Raw genomic sequence first — 18,602 nt, forward strand, 5'->3', positions numbered from 1 at the left:
GTGGGGATGCTTGGATGCTTGCTGCGCTATGGCAGGGGCAGGCCCAAGGCGGGGGCGTTGATCTCGCCGGTGAAGGTGAGTTCCGCAGCACCCTTGAGGAATACGCGGCCCCCTTCAAGGCTGGTGGTCAGCACCTCGCCGCCGGTGGTGGTGTTGGCAAGTTCGTCCCCGGCCAGACCCAGGGCCTGGAGAACCACATGCACGGCGCAGGCGCCCGTGCCGCAGGCGTAGGTTTCCGCCTCCACGCCGCGCTCGTAGGTGCGCATGAGGGTGCGGGACTTGTCCGCCACCTCTACGAAGTTCACGTTGGTCCCTGCGGGCGCAAAATGCTCGTGGAAGCGCACCGCACGGCCGATGCCCGCGACATCCACCTCGTCGGCCTTTTCCACCAGAATCACCGCGTGCGGCACCCCGGTGTTCACGAAATGCACTACGGTTTCGCGACCCTGCACGCTGAGTTTGGTGTCGAGGGCGAGATGCTTGGCCGCAGTAAGCTGCACCTTGACCAGTCCGGCCTCGGGGTCCACGGCGATGGCAACGGGGCCAGCGTCGGTGAGCAGCACATGCCGCTCCCCGGCGATGCCGAGAGCGTGAATGAGGCGGCCTGCGCAGCGGCTGGCGTTGCCGCACATCTCCGCGCGTGAGCCGTCGGCGTTGTAGAAGTGCCACGCCACATCGGCCCCGGAGCCCGGCGCCGCCAGCTCCAGGAAGAACAGGCCGTCCGCGCCGACGCCGAAGGCACGCGGACAAATGCGCCTGGCCCACTCGGCCATGAGTTCTTTGGGCAGGCGCAGCACGCGGTTGTCAATGGCCACGAAGTCGTTGCCGCAGCCTTGCAGCTTGTAAAAGGGCACGCGTGCCCCGAACATTGTGCTCATGAATTCAGCTCCCTCTGGGCGGTTTTCGTCGCACCTCAATAGAAAGCATGGCGGGCCGGTTCGTCAAGGGGCAAGACGGCAGAGCGCGTTAGGCGCGGAGGGCTTGGTTGCGCTTACTCCAGCCATTCCTCAAGGGTGGGCGGGGGGCGCAGCATGCTCGGCACCTGGGGCCACGTGGGCGGCTTGGAAAGGTCCATGCCCTTCTGCACCACGGACACCGGGCGATCGCTTGAAACCACCACCACGATGAGTTCCGGGTGGGAGTGGGTGAAGCGCAGGGCCGAATTGTAGCGCGCCCCGCGCGCCCGGTCCTCGCCGGGGAAGCTCGGGCCGTCCATGAGGCAGGCGAAGGCGCACAACTGGTTGCGCGCGGCGGAAAGATGCAGGGCCCCGTCCACCTTGGCCAGCCCGGCTGCAAGGGCCAGACGCTCATCGCCCGCCAGGGGCATGGGCGTTTCCAGGCTGTGGCCGGAGAGGGACAAAAGCGGGGTGTAGGGGTCGATGATCAGCGCGCAGCCGTACTTCTGCTCCCCGGCGATGGAGACCAGCCGAGAAACCGTGGCGAACAGCGTGCTGCGCTGGGTGTCGTCCAGGGGCCATTCCAGCAGGGCCTCCTCCAGGGTGACCAGGTTGGGGCGGCGGTTGGACGATTGGAAGGCTCCGTCGGAAAAACTGCACACCGGGCTGCCGTCGAGGGAGAGCATGCCGTGGCGTCCGTTGAACAGGGCGCACAGGCTGCCAGCGGGCAGGTCGCCCTGAGCCATGCCGATGAGGTGATCGCCATCGGACACGAGCTGGCGCTGGGTGCGTTCGACGGAAAGCAGCATCTTGCGCACATGCTTGCTGTGGTCAAGCCTTGGACGCTCGGCCTTGGGCAGTTTGGCCAGGTAGTGCAGCCGCGACAGGCGCGAGGGCTCCACAAAGGCCAGCCGACCCCGGGCCCATGCGCCTTCCTCCGGCGTTTTGGAAATCTGAATGATGGACGAGAGGATGTTGAACACCCGCAGGCGCGTGTCCGGGCCGATGGCCCGCGCCCGCTCGTCCACGATGAAGTCGTGCACGGCGTGGGGGGCCATCGCTTGCAGGGTGTTGGAGGCCGCATCCAAGGCCAGGATGTCGCGGTTGCAGATGCTGATGGAGAACTGCCGCAGGGCCAGCTCCAGCCAGCGCCGGGTGGGGCCGGGGGAGCACAGGTCCGGGTGCTGCTCCGTGAACCACATCTGGTAGGCCACGCCGTTGGCGCGCCCTCCCAGGCTCACCAGCCCGGCAAGGCCCAGCCGGCGGGCATGGAACTGGTCGAAGAAGGCCACGTGCTCCGGTGCGGGCAGGCCCTCCCGCCATTCGGAAGAGTCAATGAAATATTCGCGGATGCGGGGTTCATGCCCCCGCAGCAAATTTTGCGGGTCCACCACGCGCAAGGGCGCACCCGGCTTGCAGGCATAGATGAGCGCGGCGCGCGAAGGCCCGGAGAACTCGCACAGGCCCATGCGCAGTCCCTCAAGGACCGTGTGCAGGCAGAGCATGTGGTGGCGGTCCAGGCTCATGGATTCCTCTATGAGTGTGGAATTCTATGACGTCGGAGAAATACTATACGCAGTCCGGCAGGAGCGCAACGTGAAAACAAAAACAACCCGGCTATGAATCAGCTCTGGGGCTAGCGCAGCAGCGGCCTTTGCCCTGGGCCGAAGCAGCGGCGGCGGATGATCAGAGTCAGGATGGTGCTGCCCAGGGCCGTGGCGCCCACTATCATCAGCATGACCACGATCTGGTAGCGGATTGCCTGGGACGGGTCGCTCCCGCCCAGGATCTGGCCGGTCATCATGCCGGGGATGCTCACCAGCCCCACGGCCATCATGGAGTTCACCGCCGGGATCATGCCTGCGCGCACCGCGTCGCGCACGATGTCGGCGCTGGCCTCGCTCACGTCGGCCCCAAGGCACAGCTTCATTTCCACCAGGGCCGCGCGCGCGCGCAGGTCGGCAAACAGTCGGTCCAGGGCCACGGCCACGGAGGTCATGGAGTTGCCCAGCACCATGCCGCCGATGGGCAGGAAGTATTGCGGCTTCCACCACGGGTCTGCCGCCACGATGGCCCCTGTGACGGTCATGGTCACCAGAAGGTAGACGGCGGCCATGCTGCCGTACATGGGCCAGGCGAAGGCCACGGCCTTTTCCTTCACGCGCCCGCGGGCGGTGTGGGCTGCGGCTCCGGCCATGATGAAGAAAAGGCCGATGACCAGCCAGGGCGAATCCGCCGCGAAGACGAAGCCCAGCACCCAGCCCATGAGGAATAGCTGGGCAAAGGATCGCACGGTGCCGATGAGGATGTCGCGCCCAAGGTCGAGCTTGAGCGCCAGAGAGCAGCCCCCGGCCACCAGGGAGAACACCAGCGCCAGGGCAAGCCGCCAGGGGGTGATGTCGAGCACGCCGCCGTCCATCATCACGCTCCGGTCGCAGGGGCGGGTGTCATGATGGAACCTCGGCGAGGTTTCCGTTTTCCAGGCGGTAATGCTGCGGCGCAACGCGCCGGGGCACAAACTCCGCGTGGCTGACGAGCAGCACAGTGCCGCCGGCGTCCAGGCAAAAGCTCTCCGCCGCATTCAACACCGCCCGGGAGCTGCACGCGTCAAGCGCACTCACGGGTTCGTCCAGCAGCAGCGCCTGGGGCTTTGTGAGCAGGGCGCGCGCCAGACACAGGCGCTGGCGCTGGCCCACGGAGAGTGTGGACGCTTCTTGCGAAAGCGGGATGTCGCCAGCGGACAGGGCGTCCAGCATGGCCGAGAGGGTCGCATCGTCGGGCCGGGGATCGCCACCGGCGGACTTGAAGGTAAAGGGCAGGAGCAGGTTCTCGCGCACGCTGCCGGGGATGACGGCGGGCGTCTGCTGCAGGTAGCTCACTCTGCGGCGCAGCAGTTGGGGGGGCAGGGCGGTCACGCCAAGGCCGTCGATCAGCACCTGCCCGGCCTGGGGCTCTTCCAGCCGACAAAAAAGACGCAGCAGGGTGCTCTTGCCTGCGCCGGAGGGTCCGGTGAGCAGGACGAAGGCTCCGCGCGGCACGCTCATGTGAGCGCTGCGGAGGATGCGGCGGGAAGGGGAGGGGGGGCTGCTGCTGTCGGCGTAAGAAAAATCGACACCCCGAAGGGCCAGATGGTGCGCCGGTGTGGTGCTGCTGGCCGGGGACATGGCGTCCGCCCCCTATTGCTTGTTCAGAAACTCGAGGAACTTCTTTACTTCCTCGTGGTCCGGGTTCAGGCGCTGGGCTTCCATGAGGTGTTCGCGGCACTTCTCCATGTCGCCTTTGTCGAAGAAGGCGCGGGCCGCGTTGTAGTGAAGGTTTTCGTCGGTGTTGGTGAGGGAGAGCGCGCGGGTGTAGTACTCCACGGACTGGTCCACCATGCGGCTTTTGCGGAGGCTGATGCCGAACTCGTTGAACAGGTGCTTGTGCTCCGGTGCGAAGGCCGCCTCAAGCCCCACTATGCGCCCCAGAATGTCCTGGGCCTTGGCGGTTTCGCCACGTTCAACGTAGGTCAGGCCCAGGCCGAAGTTGGCGCGCACGTTTTCCTCGTCGACAGCCAAGGCGTTTTCGTACTCGAACTGGGCGCTGTACAAGGCGCCTCGCTGGCGGCTTTCCTCGGCGCGGGTGACGGTGGAGGCCAGTTCCTGCATCTTGGGGTAAACGGTCTTCACGTACATTTCGGGTTCGGGATTGTAACGCGCCAGGAAGTCCTCAATAGGCACCATTGTGGCCCCGCCCGCCGGGATCATGTTCTTGTTCAGCGCTTGCACGGAAACGTGGGCGTCGTCTTCCTGGGAGCAGAACCAATACATCTTGCTGATGGTTTTGCGCTGGGTTGTTCCGGTGCCGACCTTCTCCACCGTCTGGGTGGAAAAGAGCCCTTTCACCTTCTTGCCTCCGTCTGGGCGGTAGACTGCGGCGTGCGGCTCCTGGTTCTGCTGGTCGCTCATGGCTGTACACCTTGCTCAGTGTCGTTTCCGGCCCTTGTGTGCGGCCATTTTTAAGCTACACGCTTCGCCGCCGCCTGGCAAGGACCGCCCGTTCCAAGGCTGGCAAAGGGGCGTGAACAGTCGACAATTGAGGGCGGATCGGGTACGGTATCTGCCACTCTGGTGGCTGGCCGATTGACGGCCCACGTATGTGAACACGCAAGATCGCGAGGGGATGGGGGCACCATGGACAAGAAAGTGGGTGAGCGCATACGTGCGTTTCGTGAGAAGCAGGGCCTGAGCCTGGCGGATTTGGCCGGGCGAACCGGGTTGGAGGAGGTTTTCCTCTCCGCGGTGGAGTCCAAGGACCTTTACCCGTCCCTGGGGCCGCTGCTCAAGATCGCCCGCGCCCTGGGCGTGCGCCTGGGCACCTTCCTCGACGACCATGTGAGCCGCGACCCGCTTATCGTGCGGCTGGACGAGCGCAAGGAAGAGTTCAGCATGCACCAGGACGGCGACAAGCCCGCCACGCATAACTACTACTCCCTGGGCAAGGGCAAGACCGACCGCCACATGGAGCCCTTCTTCATCGTCATGAACCCGGAGCCCGAGGCGGACAAGAAGCTGTCGTTCCATGAGGGCGAGGAGTTCATTGTTGTGGTGTCCGGCCAGGTGCAGCTCACCTATGGCCGCGAAACCAGCATCCTGGGCCCCGGCGACAGCATGTATTACAATTCAGTTGTGCCGCACAACCTTTCCGCCGCAGGCACTGAGCCCGCCAGCATCTACGCGGTGCTCTACTTCCCGGAGTAACTCATGCCGCGAAGTCAAGCCACCCGCGAAGCCACACTGGGGCAGCTCCTCGACGAGACCGTGGCCAAGTGGCCCAACCGCGACGCCGTGGTCTACGTTGACCGCGAGTTCCGCCTCACCTGGCGACAGTTCTCCGACCTGGTGGACGAGGTGGCCCTCGGCCTCATGGCCCTGGGCGTGAAAAAGGGCGAGAAGGTCGGCATTTGGGCCAACAACGTGCCTTATTGGGTCGTGCTCATGTTCGCCACGGCCAAGATCGGCGCCGTGCTCTTGACCGTGAACACCCACTACCGCCGGTCCGAGATCGAGTACCTGCTGAAGCAGAGCGACTGCGAGAACCTGGTGCTCATCGACGGTTTCCGCGACACGGACTACGTCGGCACCATCTACGACCTGGTGCCGGAGCTCAAGACCCAGGAACGCGGCCACCTCAAGAGCGAGAAGTTCCCGCACCTGAAGCGCGTCATCTTCCTGGGAGCTGAGAAGCACCGCGGCATGTACTCCATGACCGAAGTGCAGTCCTTGAGCGTCATGGTCAGCCAGGAAGAGTACGAGGCGCGCCAGGCGGGGCTTTCCGCGCACGATGTGGTGAACATGCAGTACACCAGCGGCACCACGGGCTTCCCCAAGGGCGTGCAGCTCACCCACTACAACATTGGCAACAACGGCTACTGGATCGGCGAGAACCAGCATTTCTCCGAAAAGGACCGCCTGTGCCTGGCGGTGCCCCTGTTCCACTGCTTCGGCTGCGTGCTGGGTGTCATGGCCTGCGTCAACCACGCCACCACCATGGTGCTTCTGGAGAACTTCGACCCGGTCATGGCCATGACTAGCGTCGAGGAGGAGAAATGCACGGCCATTTATGGCGTGCCCACAATGTTTATAGCCATGCTGGAGCACAAGCTTTTCAAGCGCTTTGACTTCAGCTCCCTGCGAACCGGCATCATGGCCGGCTCTCCCTGCCCCATCGAATTCATGAAGCGCGCCATGAACGAGATGAACATGCGCGAAATCACCATCTGCTATGGTTTGACCGAAGGCAGCCCGGTGATGACCCAGACGCGCATCGGCGATTCCTTGCGCCAGATGACCGAGACCGTGGGCCGCGAAATGCCTGAGATCGAGGTCTGCATCAAGGACCCGGAAACGGGGCAGGAGTCGCCCCGGAACACGGTTGGCGAGATCTGCTGCCGCGGCTACAACGTGATGAAGGGCTACTACAACAACCCAGAAGCCACGGCCAAGGCCATCGACATGGACGGCTGGCTGCATTCCGGCGACCTCGGCGTCATGGACGAAGAGGGCTACGTCACGGTCACAGGCCGCCTGAAGGACATGATCATCCGCGGCGGCGAGAACGTCTACCCGCGCGAGCTTGAGGAATTCCTGTACCGCATGGACGGCATTCTCGACGTGCAGGTGGTGGGCGTGCCCAGCCGCAAGTTCGGCGAGGAAGTGGGCGCTTTTGTCATCCTCAAGCCCGATGCGCACATGGAGCCCGAGGACGTGAAGGACTATTGCCGTGGCCAGATTGCGCGCTACAAGATCCCGAAGTACATCGCCTTTGTGGAGGCCTACCCCATGACCGCCAGCGGCAAGATCCAGAAGTACAAGCTGCGTGAGCTGGCGGCCGAGCTGTTCCCCGAGGCCATGCAAGAGACCCCCAAGTCGTAACAAGGAGCTTCAAGCCATGCACATGGAACAGGCACACAAGGACATCGCCCCGCGCCTGCGCGGCCTTCGCGACGCCCTGGACATGACCCTGGAGGATCTGGCCGCCAAGACCGGCGTCAGCACGGCGCAGATCGCGGAGTTCGAATCCGGCGAGTGCGAGATTCCCGTGGGCTTTCTTATGAAGGTGGCCCAGGCCTGCCACGTGGACCTCACCGTGCTCATCAGCGGCGTGGAGCCGCATCTGCGCGGCTATTCACTGGTGCGCCGGGGCGAGGGCCTTTCGGTGGAGCGCCGCAAGGACTACGACTACAAGTCCCTGGCTTACCGCTTCTCTGGCCGCAAGATGGAGCCCTTCCTCATCACCGTGCCGGCCAAGAGCCCGGAGGAGATGAACCTCGTGTCCCACTCCGGCCAGGAGTTCATTCATGTGACCGAAGGCCGCCTGGAGCTGCGCCTGGGCGAAGACGTTCTTGCCCTTGAGCCCGGCGACAGCCTGTATTTCGACTCCCAGACCCCGCACGCCCTGCGCGGCCTGGACGACAAGCACGCCGTGTTCCTCGACGTGATCCTTTAACGCGGGAGCTGCCGAAATGAAAAAATTGCGCCCCGGCCGCTACCGCGACTTCATGGCGGCCTACAAACTTGACGTGCCCGAGAATTACAACTTCGCCTATGACTTTTTGGACGCTCGCGCGGCTGAGGATCCAAACCGTCTGGCCATGATCCACGTGGATGATGCCGGAGTTCGCCGGGAATACTCCTTCGGTTTCTTCCAGCAGGAGTCCATGAAGCTCGCCAGCGCCCTTGCCGCCAAGGGAGTGAAAAAGGGCGACCGGGTCATGCTTATTCTTTATCGCCGCATGGAGTACTGGGTGTCCATGCTGGCCCTTTGCCGCATCGGCGCGCTGCCCATCCCTTCGCCCTCGCTCTTGACCCCGCACGACATCGAGTTTCGGGTGAATTTCGCCAAGGTCTCCTGCGTCATCTGCGAGGACTCCCTCACTGCGCGCGTCGAGGCGGCCAGGCCCAGGTGCCCCAGCCTGACGCTGCTTATCGACATTCCCTCCGGCACCGGTCTGGATAAAGCCCCGTCGGGTTGGCAGGATTATGAGACCCTCGCGGCCTCCGGCGCTGCGGACTTCCCCCGCACGGCCCAGACTCCGGGCGGCGACGATCCCATGGTCATCTTCTTCTCCTCCGGCACCACGGGCATGCCCAAGATGGTGCTGCACACCAACACGTATCCCCTGGGGCACATCACCACCGGCGCTTACTGGCACGACCTGGAGCCCGGAGATGTGCACCTGACCCTCTCCGACACGGGCTGGGCCAAGAGCGTGTGGGGCAAGTTCTACGGCCAGTGGCTGGCAGGGGCCGTGGTCTTCGTGTGGGACTTCCGCGGCAAGTTCGAGCCGCGCGAGCTCTTGCGCATCATCTCCGCGCACAAGATCACAACCTTCTGCGCCCCGCCCACCGTGTACCGTTTTCTGGTACGCGTGGACCTGAAGGAATACGACCTTTCCAGCCTTCGCCACTGCACAACCGCAGGCGAGCTGTTGAACGACTCCGTGTACGAGGGCTGGCTCAAGATCCTGGGCCTGCCCATCCTGGAAGGCTACGGCCAGACGGAAACCACTTTGCAGGTTGCCACCCTGCCGTTCATGAAGCCCAAGCCGGGGTCCATCGGCAGGCCCATGCCCGGCTGGGACATCCTGTTGCTGAATGATGAAGACCAGCCCTGCCCCCCGGGTGAGGAAGGCGAAATCTGCATCCGGCTGAAGGACGGCGTCACCACAAAGGGCATGCCAGGCCTGTTCTGCGGCTACCTGGACGAGCCGGAGCGCACGGCCAAGGTGGTGCGCGGCGGCTTCTACCACACGGGCGACAAGGCCTGGGTGGACGAGGACGGCTACTTCTGGTTCCTGGGCCGCACCGACGACCTCATCAAAAGCTCGGGCTACCGCATTGGGCCCTTTGAGGTGGAGAGCGCCCTGGTGTCGCACGAGGCCGTTGTCGAGGCCGCCGTCACCGGCGTGCCCGATGCCGTGCGCGGCATGGCGGTCAAGGCCACCGTGGTCCTGGCTCCCGGGTTCACCCCCGGCGACGAGATGACCAGAGAACTCCAGAACCACGTCAAGAGCGTCACCGCGCCCTACAAGTACCCGCGCATAATCGAGTACGTGGCCGAGCTGCCAAAGACCATCAGCGGCAAGATCAAGCGCGCCGAGATCCGCGCGCGGGATCAGGAGCGCATGGACATATAGCGCCACGATGTATGTTGGGGCTCTGGAGAAAAAAGATCGGAGGGTGTTGCCGGGGGATTCCCCCCAGCCCCCTCTTGCAATGAAAAGTGCCGGGTTTGAGCAGAAGCGCTTGGACCCGGCGCTTTCTTGTCCCCGAGGGACGTAAACGGGCGGAGTTAGAGCGCCAGCACTTGGTGGTCCGCAAGGATTTTGAGGCCGATGGCGATGAGCGTGGCCCCGCCCAGCAGCTCCGCATAGCGGCTCACGGCGGAAACATGCCCGGCCATGCAGCCGATCTTGACTCCCAGGGCCGTGAGAGCGAAGCAAACGAGGCCGATGACCAGCGCGGGCAGCAAGATGGCTTCGCCCAGCATGGCGAAGGACAGCCCAACGGCCATGGCGTCGATGCTGGTGGCCACGGCCAGAACAAGCAGCTGCATGCCCCTGGTAGGATCCTTGGGCGCGCAGTTGGGGTCGTCCTCCGCGCCGCGCAGCCCCTCCCAGATCATCTTTCCGCCCACCAGGGCCAAGAGGGCGAAGGCCGCCCAGTGGTCGTAGGCTTCGATGTGCTCGCGCACCGAGAACCCGAGCAGCCAGCCCGCGATGGGCATGAGCGCCTGGAACAGCCCGAAGGCCGCAGCCATGCGGAAGACTTGGGCCGCGCGCGCCTGGCGAAGGCAAATGCCCGTTGCCAGGGCCACGGCAAAGGCGTCCATGGCCAGGGCCACGGCGATGGCGAAGAGTGCTGCGGAAGACATGTCGTTCCTTTGTGGGGGCGCTGTTTACAGCACGTCCCAGGCCTGGCCCTGCGGGGTGTCCTTGACCTCAACCTGCATGGCGGCCAGCTCGTCGCGGATGGCGTCGGAACGGGCGAAGTCTTTGTTCTTGCGCGCTTCCAGGCGATCGGCCAAAAGCGCATCCACCTTGGCGGGTTCAATGCCTGCGCGTCCGGCCCGGCAGGTCTTGAGGGAGGCCAGAAACGTCTCCGGCTCCAGGCCGAACACGCCCAGCACCGTGGACCACTTGGCCACCTCGGCGCGGATGCGCACAAGGAGGTCGCGTCCGGCCTCGGCCTTGCGATAGCCTTTGTCGTCCAGAATACGCCCGGCCAGGCGCACCATGCCGAACAAATGTCCCAGGGCTGCGGCAGAATTCAGGTCGTCCTCAAAGGCGTCCACGAAGCCCTGCTCGTACCCGGCCTGTTCGTCCAGAATATCCTGGGGCAATGGCGTCTTGGACCACTTGGTCCCGGCCAGGGCGGCGTCCACCTGGGCCAGGGCCGTGTAGATGCGGCGCACGCCCTTTTCGGCCTCTTCGAGGCTGTCAAAGGAGAAGTCCAGGGGGCTGCGATAGTGCATGGTCAGCAGGAAGTAACGCAGGGTCTCGGGCAGGAACTTGGCCAGAATGTCGCGGATGGTGAAGAAGTTGCCGAGGGACTTGGACATCTTCTCGGAGTTGATCTGCACGAAGCCGTTGTGCACCCAGAACTTGGCGAATTCCTTGCCCGTGGCCGCTTCGCTCTGGGCGATCTCATTTTCGTGGTGCGGGAACGACAAGTCCTGGCCGCCGCCGTGGATGTCCAGCGGCAGGGGCATGTACTTCTCGCTCATGGCGCTGCATTCCAGGTGCCAGCCCGGACGGCCCAGGCCCCACGGACTTTCCCAGGAGGGCTCGCCGGGCTTGGCTGCCTTCCATAGGGCGAAGTCGAGGGGATCCAGCTTTTCCTCGCCGGGATCAACTCGCGCGCCGCTCACCAGGTCCTCAATGTTGCGGCCAGAGAGCTTGCCGTAGTCTGGGAAGCTGCGCACCTTGAAGTACACGTCGCCGCTTGGCGTGGCGTAGGCGTGGCCGCTTTCGATGAGACCCTGGGTGAGGGTGATCATCTCGTCGATGTGCTCTGTGCACTTGGGCTCCACGTCGGCGCGCAGAACGCTGAGCGCGTCCATGTCCACGTAGAATTCGCCGATGAATTTTTCGGCGATCTCCTGGGATGGCACGCCCACTTCATTGGCGCGTTTGATGATCTTGTCGTCCACGTCCGTGAAGTTGCGCACGAAGGTAACGTCATAGCCCTTGAAGCGCAGGTAGCGCACAAGCACGTCGAAAACCACCGCGCTGCGCGCGTGGCCGATGTGGCAGTAGTCATAGGCCGTGATGCCGCAGACATACATGGATACGGCGTTGCCGTGCTGCGGTGTGAATTCCTGCTTGGTCCGGCCCAGGGTGTTGTACAGGCGCATTGAAACTCCAAACGGTGCGATTGTATGTTGCGGGAGCAAGGCCAGGGGCTCTGCCCCTGGACACCGCCAAAGGGCATGTGCCCTTTGGGATCCCATTACGCGGCGGTTGGCGGCGCAAGGCGGCCCGCCAACCGCCGCGGACGGTGCGACACGTTATGATCCCGGCGCGGATAGTCCAGCTTGGCGGAATCCGCAAGCCCCACGCGCCCCAGCGGCTCTTTCCGGACGGCTTCCGCCCGGAAAGAGCCGCTGGCACAAGGGGGTTGGGGGGAATTATTCCCCCCAACGGGGTCTGGGGCGGCGCCCCAGAGAAATTCCTAAACTTCCATCCCCTGTTCGCGGTACTCGTTCAGCTTGTTGCGCAGGGTGCGCACCGAGATGCCGAGGAGCTGCGCGGCCAGGGTGCGATTGCCGCTGGTCTCGTCCAGGCTTTTGAGGATGAGTTGCTTCTCCATTTCGTGCAGCGGCATGACGGACACGGCTTCCTTCAGCGTGGCTGGCGGAGCGGGCTGGCTCAGGGCTTCCGGGCTGGCCGGGGCGCAGTGGGGGGAGGCCGGCGCGTCGGAGGTCGTGAGCGGGGCTTCTCCCTCGGGCAGGTCTATGCCCCAAGTGTCGCCATCGAGCAGGAAGTGGCGCTGCTGGATGGGGTTGCCCTGGGCCAGCAGCACGGCGCGTTCCATCAGGTTCTGCAACTCGCGCACGTTGCCGGGCCAGTCGTAGGACGCCAGCCAAGAGCGCGCTTCATCGGCGAAGACCTGCGGGCCCATGCCATAGGCCGTGGCATATTTGGCGGCGAAATATTCTGCCAGGATGAGCACGTCGCCGCCGCGTTCCGAAAGGGCGGGCAGGCGCAGTGGAATGACGTTCAGGCGGTAGAAAAGGTCCTGGCGGAACTTGCCCTCTCGCACGGTCTGCTCGATGTCGCGGTTGGTGGTGGCCAGCACGCGCACGTCCACGGAGATGGTCTCCACGCCGCCGACGCGATCAATTTCGCCTTCCTGGAGCACGCGCAGAAGCTTGGCCTGGAGGGCCAGGTCCATTTCGGTGATCTCATCGAGCAGGATGGTGCCGCCCTGGGCCAGCTCGAACTTGCCCAGCTTGCGGTTGATGGCTCCGGTGAACGCGCCTTTTTCATGGCCGAAAAGTTCGGATTCCAGCAGGTGTTCGGGCAGGGCGGCGCAGTTGATGGCCACAAAGGGTTCGCGGGCGCGGTCGGAATTGTGGTGGATGAACCGGGCGAACATCTCCTTGCCGGTGCCGGAAGGGCCGGAGATGAGCACTGTGGCCTTGCTGCGGGCCACCTGACGGGCCAGGGCCAGCACGCGCTGCACCGCCGGGTGGCGGCCAATGATCTGGAAGCGCCCGGCGGGCGGGTCCTGCGGGGCGCTGGCGGTCTTGGACACGGCGCTGGCGGCGGCGTTGGACATGAGTCGCGTGCCGTGGCCCGAAGCGTTGGACGCCAGCCGGGTGGCGGCGGAACCGGTGGAGCCGGCGGAATTGGAGGCCAGGCGCGGAGAGACGGGCCGGGGCGTGTCGTCGAAGCAGGGGGTGTCATCGGCTGGGGGCAGCACCAGGTGGATTTTCTCCCAGGCCAGGGGCTCCAGCCAGTAGTCGCGTGCGCCGAGCTCGAGATATTTCTGGGCTTCCTCGGCGCTGCCCGTGCGCGAGAAAATGATCACCGGAGGCTTGGGGTCGCCGGTCTCGCCCAGTTCAGCCAAGCGGGACAGCAGGGCCAGGGCGTCGTAGCCGGGCATGCTGGGCCGGGAAAAAATCAGCGCAGGCTGCGAGCGCTTGAGGAAGGTCATGGCGGAGTTCAGGCCGTCGGCCACGCCAGCCTGCACCCCGGCTTCACGCAGGGCGGGGAAGATGCCGCTGACGGATTGCGGCTCGGCGATGAATAATATCGTCCGCTCTGACATATGTTGAACTTGTAGCCCCATCCGCAGAGATTATCAATAGACGCATTTTGAGGGATTGCGTGGCGGAAATCGTTGCTGAGCAAGGCTGCGCGGGCTTGGAGCCAGGAAGGGCGAAGGACGGCGTACGCCTCATGTTTGCGTGTCGGCGCGGCATCTGGTAGCAGGCTAGGGCAGGAGAAACACGTGCCAACAAGCATCCCGGTCCTTTGCTACCACAATATCAGCGACGTCGACGGCCACTCGCCCCGGCGTTTTGAGGAGCACCTCGCGGCTATCCAGGGCGCGGGCTTTCGCACCATTTCCGCCCGTGAGCTGGTCGCCGGGCTTTCGGGCGTGGCCGCGTTGCCACCCAAGACCTGCGTGCTCACCTTCGACGACTGCCACCTGAGCAACTGGACGATCGCCGCTCCGCTGTTGGCCAAGTACGGCATGACCGCAGCGTTTTTCTGCGTCACCGACTTCATCGGAGACGGCCCGAAGCGCCCACAGCTGGCCCCGGAGCAGGGCGGCCCGGAGCTTCTCTCCGCGCCCGAGTCCTTCCGCCGCGTGCTCGATGCCGACGACCGTTCCCAGTTCATGAACGAGGCCGAACTGCGCGCCATGGTTCAGGACTTCGGCTTTGAGGTCCACGGCCACAGCGCCCGTCACCAGGGAGCCTTCCGCAGCCTCATCAAGACGGCAAATTTCGGCGCATCCCATGCCCACTGGAGCGCCACGGGCATTTATCCCGCAGAGCTGCGCCACGGGCCGGAGGCTGCGGCTCTTCCGCTCTTCGAGGTCGGCAGCGGCTATGTGTACAACGGCTACTGGCCCACGCCGGGCAGCGCCGAGGCCGGGGGCGGGGTGTACTATCGCCGCCGCACCGATGCAGAGCGCCGCGCTCACTGTTTGGCGGACTTCAAGCGTTGTTTTGACCGCATCCGGGGCATTAACGGCTGCGGCGACGAGCAGTATTTCTGCTGGCCCTGGGGCCAGTACGACGGGCTTTCCGAGTCCTGCGCCCAGGAGGTGGGCTTCCGGGCTGCCTTTACCCTGGAGCGCAGCGCCAATGTTTCGGGCACGAATCCCATGCGCATCCACCGCATCGGGGTGGGCAAGACCAAGGACGGGGCCTGGGTGCAAAGCCGCCTGCGCATGTACTCCGGCGGCTTGAGCGCCCGGTTCTTCTTCAAGTTCCTGCGCAAGCGGCCGGAAATCGCCAGCATTTTGTATATGACCGACTCGGACAAGCTCTCCGGCGGCAGCCGCCAGATGGTGAACAACATCCTGGGCATGCGTGAATGCGGCCTGCGCGTCACCGCAGTGATTCCGCCCGGCTCGGAGATCCGCACGGCCCTCGCTCCCCTCACCCTGGGCGAGAATCCGGTGGAGGTGGTGGAGTTCGGCGGGTTCCGCCAGTACGTGCGCGCGGCCTCCTTCGTCGCCGAGCTGGCCAAGCGGGTGGAGGCCGACGTGGTGCACACCTTCCACGCCCGGGCCTACAAGAGTGCGGCCATCGCCAAGCTGAAGGGCGGTCGCTTCAGCCTGTTCATCAACCGGGGCGTCATCTTTCCGCCCAACACCATCTTCGCGCTTTATGCTCTCGCGGCCAAGGGTGTCACCGTGAACTCCCTGGTCTGCGCCGAGGTGCTGCGCAAGTATCAGGTGCCGCAGAACCGTCTGCGCCTCGTTTACAACTCTTTTTTGCCAGAGAACGGGGCTCTGCCCCCGGAGCGCCTGCCCCAGAAAAAGCGCGGCTGCCGCGTGCTCTACGTGGGCAACGAAGGCCCGGCCAAGGGATTTGACGTGTTTCTGCGCATGGCGGCGGAGCTGGCCTTAAGCGGCGTGCGCGACCTGGAGTTCGTGGCCGCAGGCGTGCGCGACATGCGTTCCTTTGAACAGTTCCTGACGCCGCAGCTCAAGACCCGGCTGAACCTCCTCGGCCATCTGGCCCACGACGCCGTGCTGCGCGAGCTCACGCAGGCCGACGTGCTGGTGCTGCCCTCGCGTCAGGAGAGTCTGCCCAACGTGCTGCTGGAGGCCTTCGCCTGCTGCCTGCCCGTGGTCTGCACCAGCGTGGGCGGCATGCCGGAGCTGGTGCACGACGGAGTCAACGGCTTTCTGCGCCCGTCCGAGGACGTGTCCGGCCTGGCCGACGCAGTGGCCCGGCTGGCCGGTGATCCTTGCTTGCGCCTGCGCATGGGCCGCATCAACCGGCGGCTGGTGGCGCGGCACCTGGGGAATGCGGCCAAGACCCTGACACTTCTGCGCTCCTATTTCGGCGAGGCCTTGTTTGAGCCCCTGCCCATCGAGGCCCTGGCCAGGCAGGTGGCGTTGGAGGAATCACTTCAACCGTTGAACCCGTTGGATGAGGCCGCGCCATGCCAGCAGACCTGAACGCCTCGCTGGCCAACGCCTGGCTCGCCCTGCCCGAGTCCCTGCGCCAGCGCCTGGCCCTGGCCTCCACGGGCTGGCGGCACCTGGCGCTTGCGGGCGCGGAGTGCTTGCGCCTGGCCCGCACGGCGGATGACCCGGCGGAAAAGTCCCGGCTGCAAGTTCTGGCTGCGGACATCCTCCTCTGGGCCTTTGGCGAGAATCCCCTCTCCGGTCCCCTGGCCGCAGAGATCCTGTCCGCCGCGGACCTGCCCCTGTGCAACGCGGCCCGGACAAGCCTTTCAGCCGTGGCCACCCACTGGCGCGCCCCAGAGGGCAAGGAGGGCGGGCTGGCATATTTCGAGCGACTGGCCCAGCGGCGCGACACGCGGAAGCTGGCCGACTTCCTGGCCGGGCAGGTGCAGAAAGACCCGGCAGGGCTGTTCTGGCGTGAAAAGGCCCTGGCCCTGGCACTTTACAGCGGCGCAGGCGAGCTTGCGGAATTCCTGGAGGCCACGGCCTTGGAGGGGCTTTCGGGCACTCCCGGTTTTGTCCCGGCCTCCCGCATGCTGCGGGCCCAGGCGGCATTTTTGAGGGGCGACCTGAATGCCTGCCTTCATGAACTCACCATTGAACTGCCCCTGCTGCAAGATGTCTACGGCCCGGCCTTTGCCGCCGCGCGCGCCGGGCTGGCCCTCTTGAGCGCGGGGGAAGACACCGCCGCCCTGCCGCTCTTGCGTGACTGCCTCGCGGCTGCGCCCTGGCAGGCTGGTTTGGCCCAAGTTGCGGCAGATGCCCAAAACGGCTTGCGCCACCGGCTCACCCCCCCGCCTGGACCGGCGCTCATCATGCTTTATTCCTGGAACAAGTCGGCGGATCTGGACGCCACCCTGGCAAGCCTCTTCGCCTCTGATCTGTCCACCAAGGGCGGTGGCCGGGCGCGGGTCATGGTGCTGGACAACGGCAGCAGCGACGAAACCGCGCAGGTGCTGGACGCCTGGCAGGGACGCGCGGGCGAGAGCCTGCTGCGCATGGACCTGCCGGTGAACATCGGCGCTCCGGCGGCGCGCAACTGGCTGGCCGCAACGCCCGAAGCCAAGGCTGCGGAGATCCTGGTGTACCTGGACGACGACGTGGATCTGCCGCCCGACTGGCTGCACCGCCTGGGCGCGGCCCTGGAGGCGCACCCGGACACGGGCGTGGTGGGCTGCCGGGTGGCGGACCATCAGGCTCCGCACCTGCTGCAGAATGTGGCCGGGCACCTTGTTGTTCCGCCGGATGCCCCGGAAGACCGCCCGGACCTCGATTTTCAGAGCCTCGCGCCCAATCCGTTCCGTCTGGCCGACGCGCACCTGCAAGGGCCGGACTGGGGCCTGTTTGATTTCGTGGGCGCGTGCGGCTCCGTCACGGGCTGTTGCCACCTGTTCCGCCGCGCGGCATTCGACGCCGTCGGCCCGTTCTCGTTGGCCCTTGGCCCCTCGCAGTACGACGACTTTGAGCGCGACCTGCGCATGTTGGCCGCTGGCCGGGTGGCCGTGTGCCAGGGGCATCTGCGCGTGCGCCACCGCAAGCGTTCTGGCTTGGCCGCGCAGGAAGGGGACGCTTCATCCAACGCCTTTGGAAACCGCTATAAAATGCAGACAATGCACACTCGCGAAGAGATCGCGGGATTCATCGCAGCCCAGGCCCTGCGGCTTGGCGAGGCCGTGGCCGGGGCTTTCGCGCTCCTGGACCGGGCCGGAGACCCTTCATGACTCAGCCGGACAACGACAAGAGCCAGCAATTTCTGGACGAGCACGAGGAATTGGCGCCGGGCCAGGGTTTTCAGTTCGCATGCCATTCCGGCGTGCCCTGTTTCGGGGCCTGCTGCTCCGCGCTCAACCTCATGCTCACCCCTTACGACGCCCTGCGCCTGCGCCGCAGCACGGGCCAGACCTCGCGGGACTTTGTGCACGAATACGCGGACATGACCGCCGTTCCCGGCGTGGGCCTGCCCCTGCTGCATCTGCACATGCAGGACACATTGGACAAACGCTGCCCTTTTTCCCGCAACAACGCTTGCTCGGTGTATGAGAATCGACCCTCGGCCTGCCGCACCTATCCCCTGGGCCGCGCCACGCGCCCCGGCCCGGAAGGCGTGCTGGAGCAGCTGTTTGTCCTGCGCGAGGCGCACTGCAAGGGCTTCGAGCAAGCGTCCCAGTGGAACACCGCCACCTGGATGACCGACCAGGGGCTCGGCGCCTACAACGCGGCCAATGACCGCTTCATGACCCTGGCCGCCGATCTGAGGCAGTTCGAGCAGGAAACGGGCAGGCATATGGATGCCCGCCAGGCGGGCATGAGCGGCTTGGCCTTGTATCAGCCGGATGACTTCCAGCGCTTCCTGGTGGGGTCGCACCTCATGGACCGCCTGGAAATGACCGAGGCCCGGCGCGAGGACGTGCTGCACGACGAGGAAGCCTGCCTCGACTTCGGTTTCGACTGGCTGGAGCTTTCCATCATGGGCCACACGGACCACCTGCAACCCAAGGCGTAGGCG

The 18,602-nt window shown here is 65.2% G+C and carries 15 protein-coding genes; 7 read left to right on the forward strand and 8 right to left on the reverse strand.

What is annotated here, in order from left to right:
* Window positions 1–26 precede the first annotated feature (26 nt).
* The 5 genes from dapF to Q8O35_RS13520 form a co-directional block, all read right to left on the reverse strand.
* Entirely contained in the window at window positions 27–878 is an 852-nt protein-coding gene (gene dapF, locus Q8O35_RS13500; protein ID WP_305574205.1) for a diaminopimelate epimerase, read from the reverse strand.
* Between the two features lie 113 nt (window positions 879–991).
* Complete coding sequence (locus Q8O35_RS13505; protein ID WP_305574207.1) at window positions 992–2,422, reverse strand: DNA integrity scanning protein DisA nucleotide-binding domain protein; 1,431 nt, start codon at window positions 2,420–2,422, stop codon at window positions 992–994.
* Window positions 2,423–2,532: 110 nt separating this feature from the next.
* Window positions 2,533–3,315: an iron export ABC transporter permease subunit FetB gene (fetB, locus tag Q8O35_RS13510; RefSeq protein ID WP_305574288.1), complete on the reverse strand. Its 783-nt coding sequence runs from the start codon at window positions 3,313–3,315 to the stop codon at window positions 2,533–2,535.
* Window positions 3,316–3,343: 28 nt separating this feature from the next.
* Entirely contained in the window at window positions 3,344–3,940 is a 597-nt protein-coding gene (locus Q8O35_RS13515) for an ABC transporter ATP-binding protein (protein WP_305574209.1), read from the reverse strand.
* A gap of 132 nt (window positions 3,941–4,072) precedes the next feature.
* A complete protein-coding gene (locus tag Q8O35_RS13520; RefSeq protein WP_305574211.1) occupies window positions 4,073–4,843 on the reverse strand; it encodes a lipopolysaccharide assembly protein LapB in 771 nt (256 codons plus the stop codon).
* A gap of 225 nt (window positions 4,844–5,068) precedes the next feature.
* On the opposite strand from Q8O35_RS13520, the gene Q8O35_RS13525 reads away from it, so the two are divergent.
* The 4 genes from Q8O35_RS13525 to Q8O35_RS13540 are packed head-to-tail and all read left to right on the forward strand — an operon-like array spanning window position 5,069 to window position 9,573.
* Window positions 5,069–5,635, forward strand: coding sequence for a helix-turn-helix domain-containing protein (locus Q8O35_RS13525; RefSeq protein ID WP_305574213.1), 567 nt, complete (start codon window positions 5,069–5,071; stop codon window positions 5,633–5,635).
* A 3-nt stretch (window positions 5,636–5,638) separates the two neighbouring features.
* The gene (locus Q8O35_RS13530; protein WP_305574215.1) at window positions 5,639–7,309 is read left to right on the forward strand and encodes an AMP-binding protein; all 1,671 of its coding nucleotides are present in this window, start codon (window positions 5,639–5,641) and stop codon (window positions 7,307–7,309) included.
* Window positions 7,310–7,325: 16 nt separating this feature from the next.
* A complete protein-coding gene (locus tag Q8O35_RS13535) occupies window positions 7,326–7,883 on the forward strand; it encodes a helix-turn-helix domain-containing protein (RefSeq protein ID WP_305574217.1) in 558 nt (185 codons plus the stop codon).
* 16 nt (window positions 7,884–7,899) lie between these two features.
* Window positions 7,900–9,573, forward strand: a complete 1,674-nt coding sequence (locus Q8O35_RS13540) for an AMP-binding protein (RefSeq protein WP_305574219.1) — start codon at window positions 7,900–7,902, stop codon at window positions 9,571–9,573.
* A gap of 155 nt (window positions 9,574–9,728) precedes the next feature.
* Here the strand turns inward: Q8O35_RS13540 and Q8O35_RS13545 are convergent, their stop codons facing one another.
* From Q8O35_RS13545 to Q8O35_RS13555, 3 genes are all read right to left on the reverse strand, one after another.
* Window positions 9,729–10,310, reverse strand: coding sequence for a manganese efflux pump MntP family protein (locus tag Q8O35_RS13545; protein ID WP_305574221.1), 582 nt, complete (start codon window positions 10,308–10,310; stop codon window positions 9,729–9,731).
* Between the two features lie 24 nt (window positions 10,311–10,334).
* Window positions 10,335–11,792 carry a cysteine--tRNA ligase gene (gene cysS / locus Q8O35_RS13550; RefSeq protein WP_305574223.1) on the reverse strand — a complete coding sequence of 486 codons (1,458 nt, stop codon included), beginning with the start codon at window positions 11,790–11,792 and terminating at the stop codon, window positions 10,335–10,337.
* A gap of 317 nt (window positions 11,793–12,109) precedes the next feature.
* Window positions 12,110–13,711, reverse strand: a complete 1,602-nt coding sequence (locus tag Q8O35_RS13555; RefSeq protein ID WP_305574225.1) for a sigma-54 dependent transcriptional regulator — start codon at window positions 13,709–13,711, stop codon at window positions 12,110–12,112.
* A gap of 183 nt (window positions 13,712–13,894) precedes the next feature.
* Between Q8O35_RS13555 and Q8O35_RS13560 the strand changes: the two genes are divergently transcribed.
* The 3 genes from Q8O35_RS13560 to Q8O35_RS13570 are packed head-to-tail and all read left to right on the forward strand — an operon-like array spanning window position 13,895 to window position 18,599.
* Window positions 13,895–16,087: a glycosyltransferase gene (locus Q8O35_RS13560; RefSeq protein ID WP_305574227.1), complete on the forward strand. Its 2,193-nt coding sequence runs from the start codon at window positions 13,895–13,897 to the stop codon at window positions 16,085–16,087.
* Window positions 16,072–17,817, forward strand: a complete 1,746-nt coding sequence (locus Q8O35_RS13565; RefSeq protein ID WP_305574229.1) for a glycosyltransferase — start codon at window positions 16,072–16,074, stop codon at window positions 17,815–17,817. The genes Q8O35_RS13560 and Q8O35_RS13565 overlap by 16 nt, the downstream gene beginning before the upstream one ends.
* On the forward strand, window positions 17,814–18,599 hold the full coding sequence (locus tag Q8O35_RS13570; RefSeq protein ID WP_305574231.1) for a YkgJ family cysteine cluster protein: 786 nt from the start codon (window positions 17,814–17,816) through the stop codon (window positions 18,597–18,599). Before Q8O35_RS13565 ends, Q8O35_RS13570 begins: the two co-directional genes overlap by 4 nt.
* The last annotated feature ends 3 nt before the right edge of the window (window positions 18,600–18,602 follow it).

The organism is Humidesulfovibrio sp., from assembly GCF_030689645.1.
Classification (GTDB): Bacteria; Desulfobacterota; Desulfovibrionia; order Desulfovibrionales; family Desulfovibrionaceae; genus Humidesulfovibrio.

What these genes read in the sequence shown, in the direction of transcription:
- Q8O35_RS13505 (WP_305574207.1), bottom strand. Translation starts at nt 2,422, where the DNA reads ATGAGCCTGGACCGCCACCACATGCTCTGCCTGCACACGGTCCTTGAG.
- Q8O35_RS13525 (WP_305574213.1), top strand. Translation starts at nt 5,069, where the DNA reads ATGGACAAGAAAGTGGGTGAGCGCATACGTGCGTTTCGTGAGAAGCAG.
- Q8O35_RS13530 (WP_305574215.1), top strand. Translation starts at nt 5,639, where the DNA reads ATGCCGCGAAGTCAAGCCACCCGCGAAGCCACACTGGGGCAGCTCCTC.
- Q8O35_RS13565 (WP_305574229.1), top strand. Translation starts at nt 16,072, where the DNA reads ATGCCAGCAGACCTGAACGCCTCGCTGGCCAACGCCTGGCTCGCCCTG.
- Q8O35_RS13515 (WP_305574209.1), bottom strand. Translation starts at nt 3,940, where the DNA reads ATGAGCGTGCCGCGCGGAGCCTTCGTCCTGCTCACCGGACCCTCCGGC.
- fetB (WP_305574288.1), bottom strand. Translation starts at nt 3,315, where the DNA reads ATGGACGGCGGCGTGCTCGACATCACCCCCTGGCGGCTTGCCCTGGCG.
- dapF (WP_305574205.1), bottom strand. Translation starts at nt 878, where the DNA reads ATGAGCACAATGTTCGGGGCACGCGTGCCCTTTTACAAGCTGCAAGGC.
- Q8O35_RS13540 (WP_305574219.1), top strand. Translation starts at nt 7,900, where the DNA reads ATGAAAAAATTGCGCCCCGGCCGCTACCGCGACTTCATGGCGGCCTAC.
- Q8O35_RS13555 (WP_305574225.1), bottom strand. Translation starts at nt 13,711, where the DNA reads ATGTCAGAGCGGACGATATTATTCATCGCCGAGCCGCAATCCGTCAGC.
- Q8O35_RS13545 (WP_305574221.1), bottom strand. Translation starts at nt 10,310, where the DNA reads ATGTCTTCCGCAGCACTCTTCGCCATCGCCGTGGCCCTGGCCATGGAC.
- Q8O35_RS13520 (WP_305574211.1), bottom strand. Translation starts at nt 4,843, where the DNA reads ATGAGCGACCAGCAGAACCAGGAGCCGCACGCCGCAGTCTACCGCCCA.
- cysS (WP_305574223.1), bottom strand. Translation starts at nt 11,792, where the DNA reads ATGCGCCTGTACAACACCCTGGGCCGGACCAAGCAGGAATTCACACCG.
- Q8O35_RS13570 (WP_305574231.1), top strand. Translation starts at nt 17,814, where the DNA reads ATGACTCAGCCGGACAACGACAAGAGCCAGCAATTTCTGGACGAGCAC.
- Q8O35_RS13535 (WP_305574217.1), top strand. Translation starts at nt 7,326, where the DNA reads ATGCACATGGAACAGGCACACAAGGACATCGCCCCGCGCCTGCGCGGC.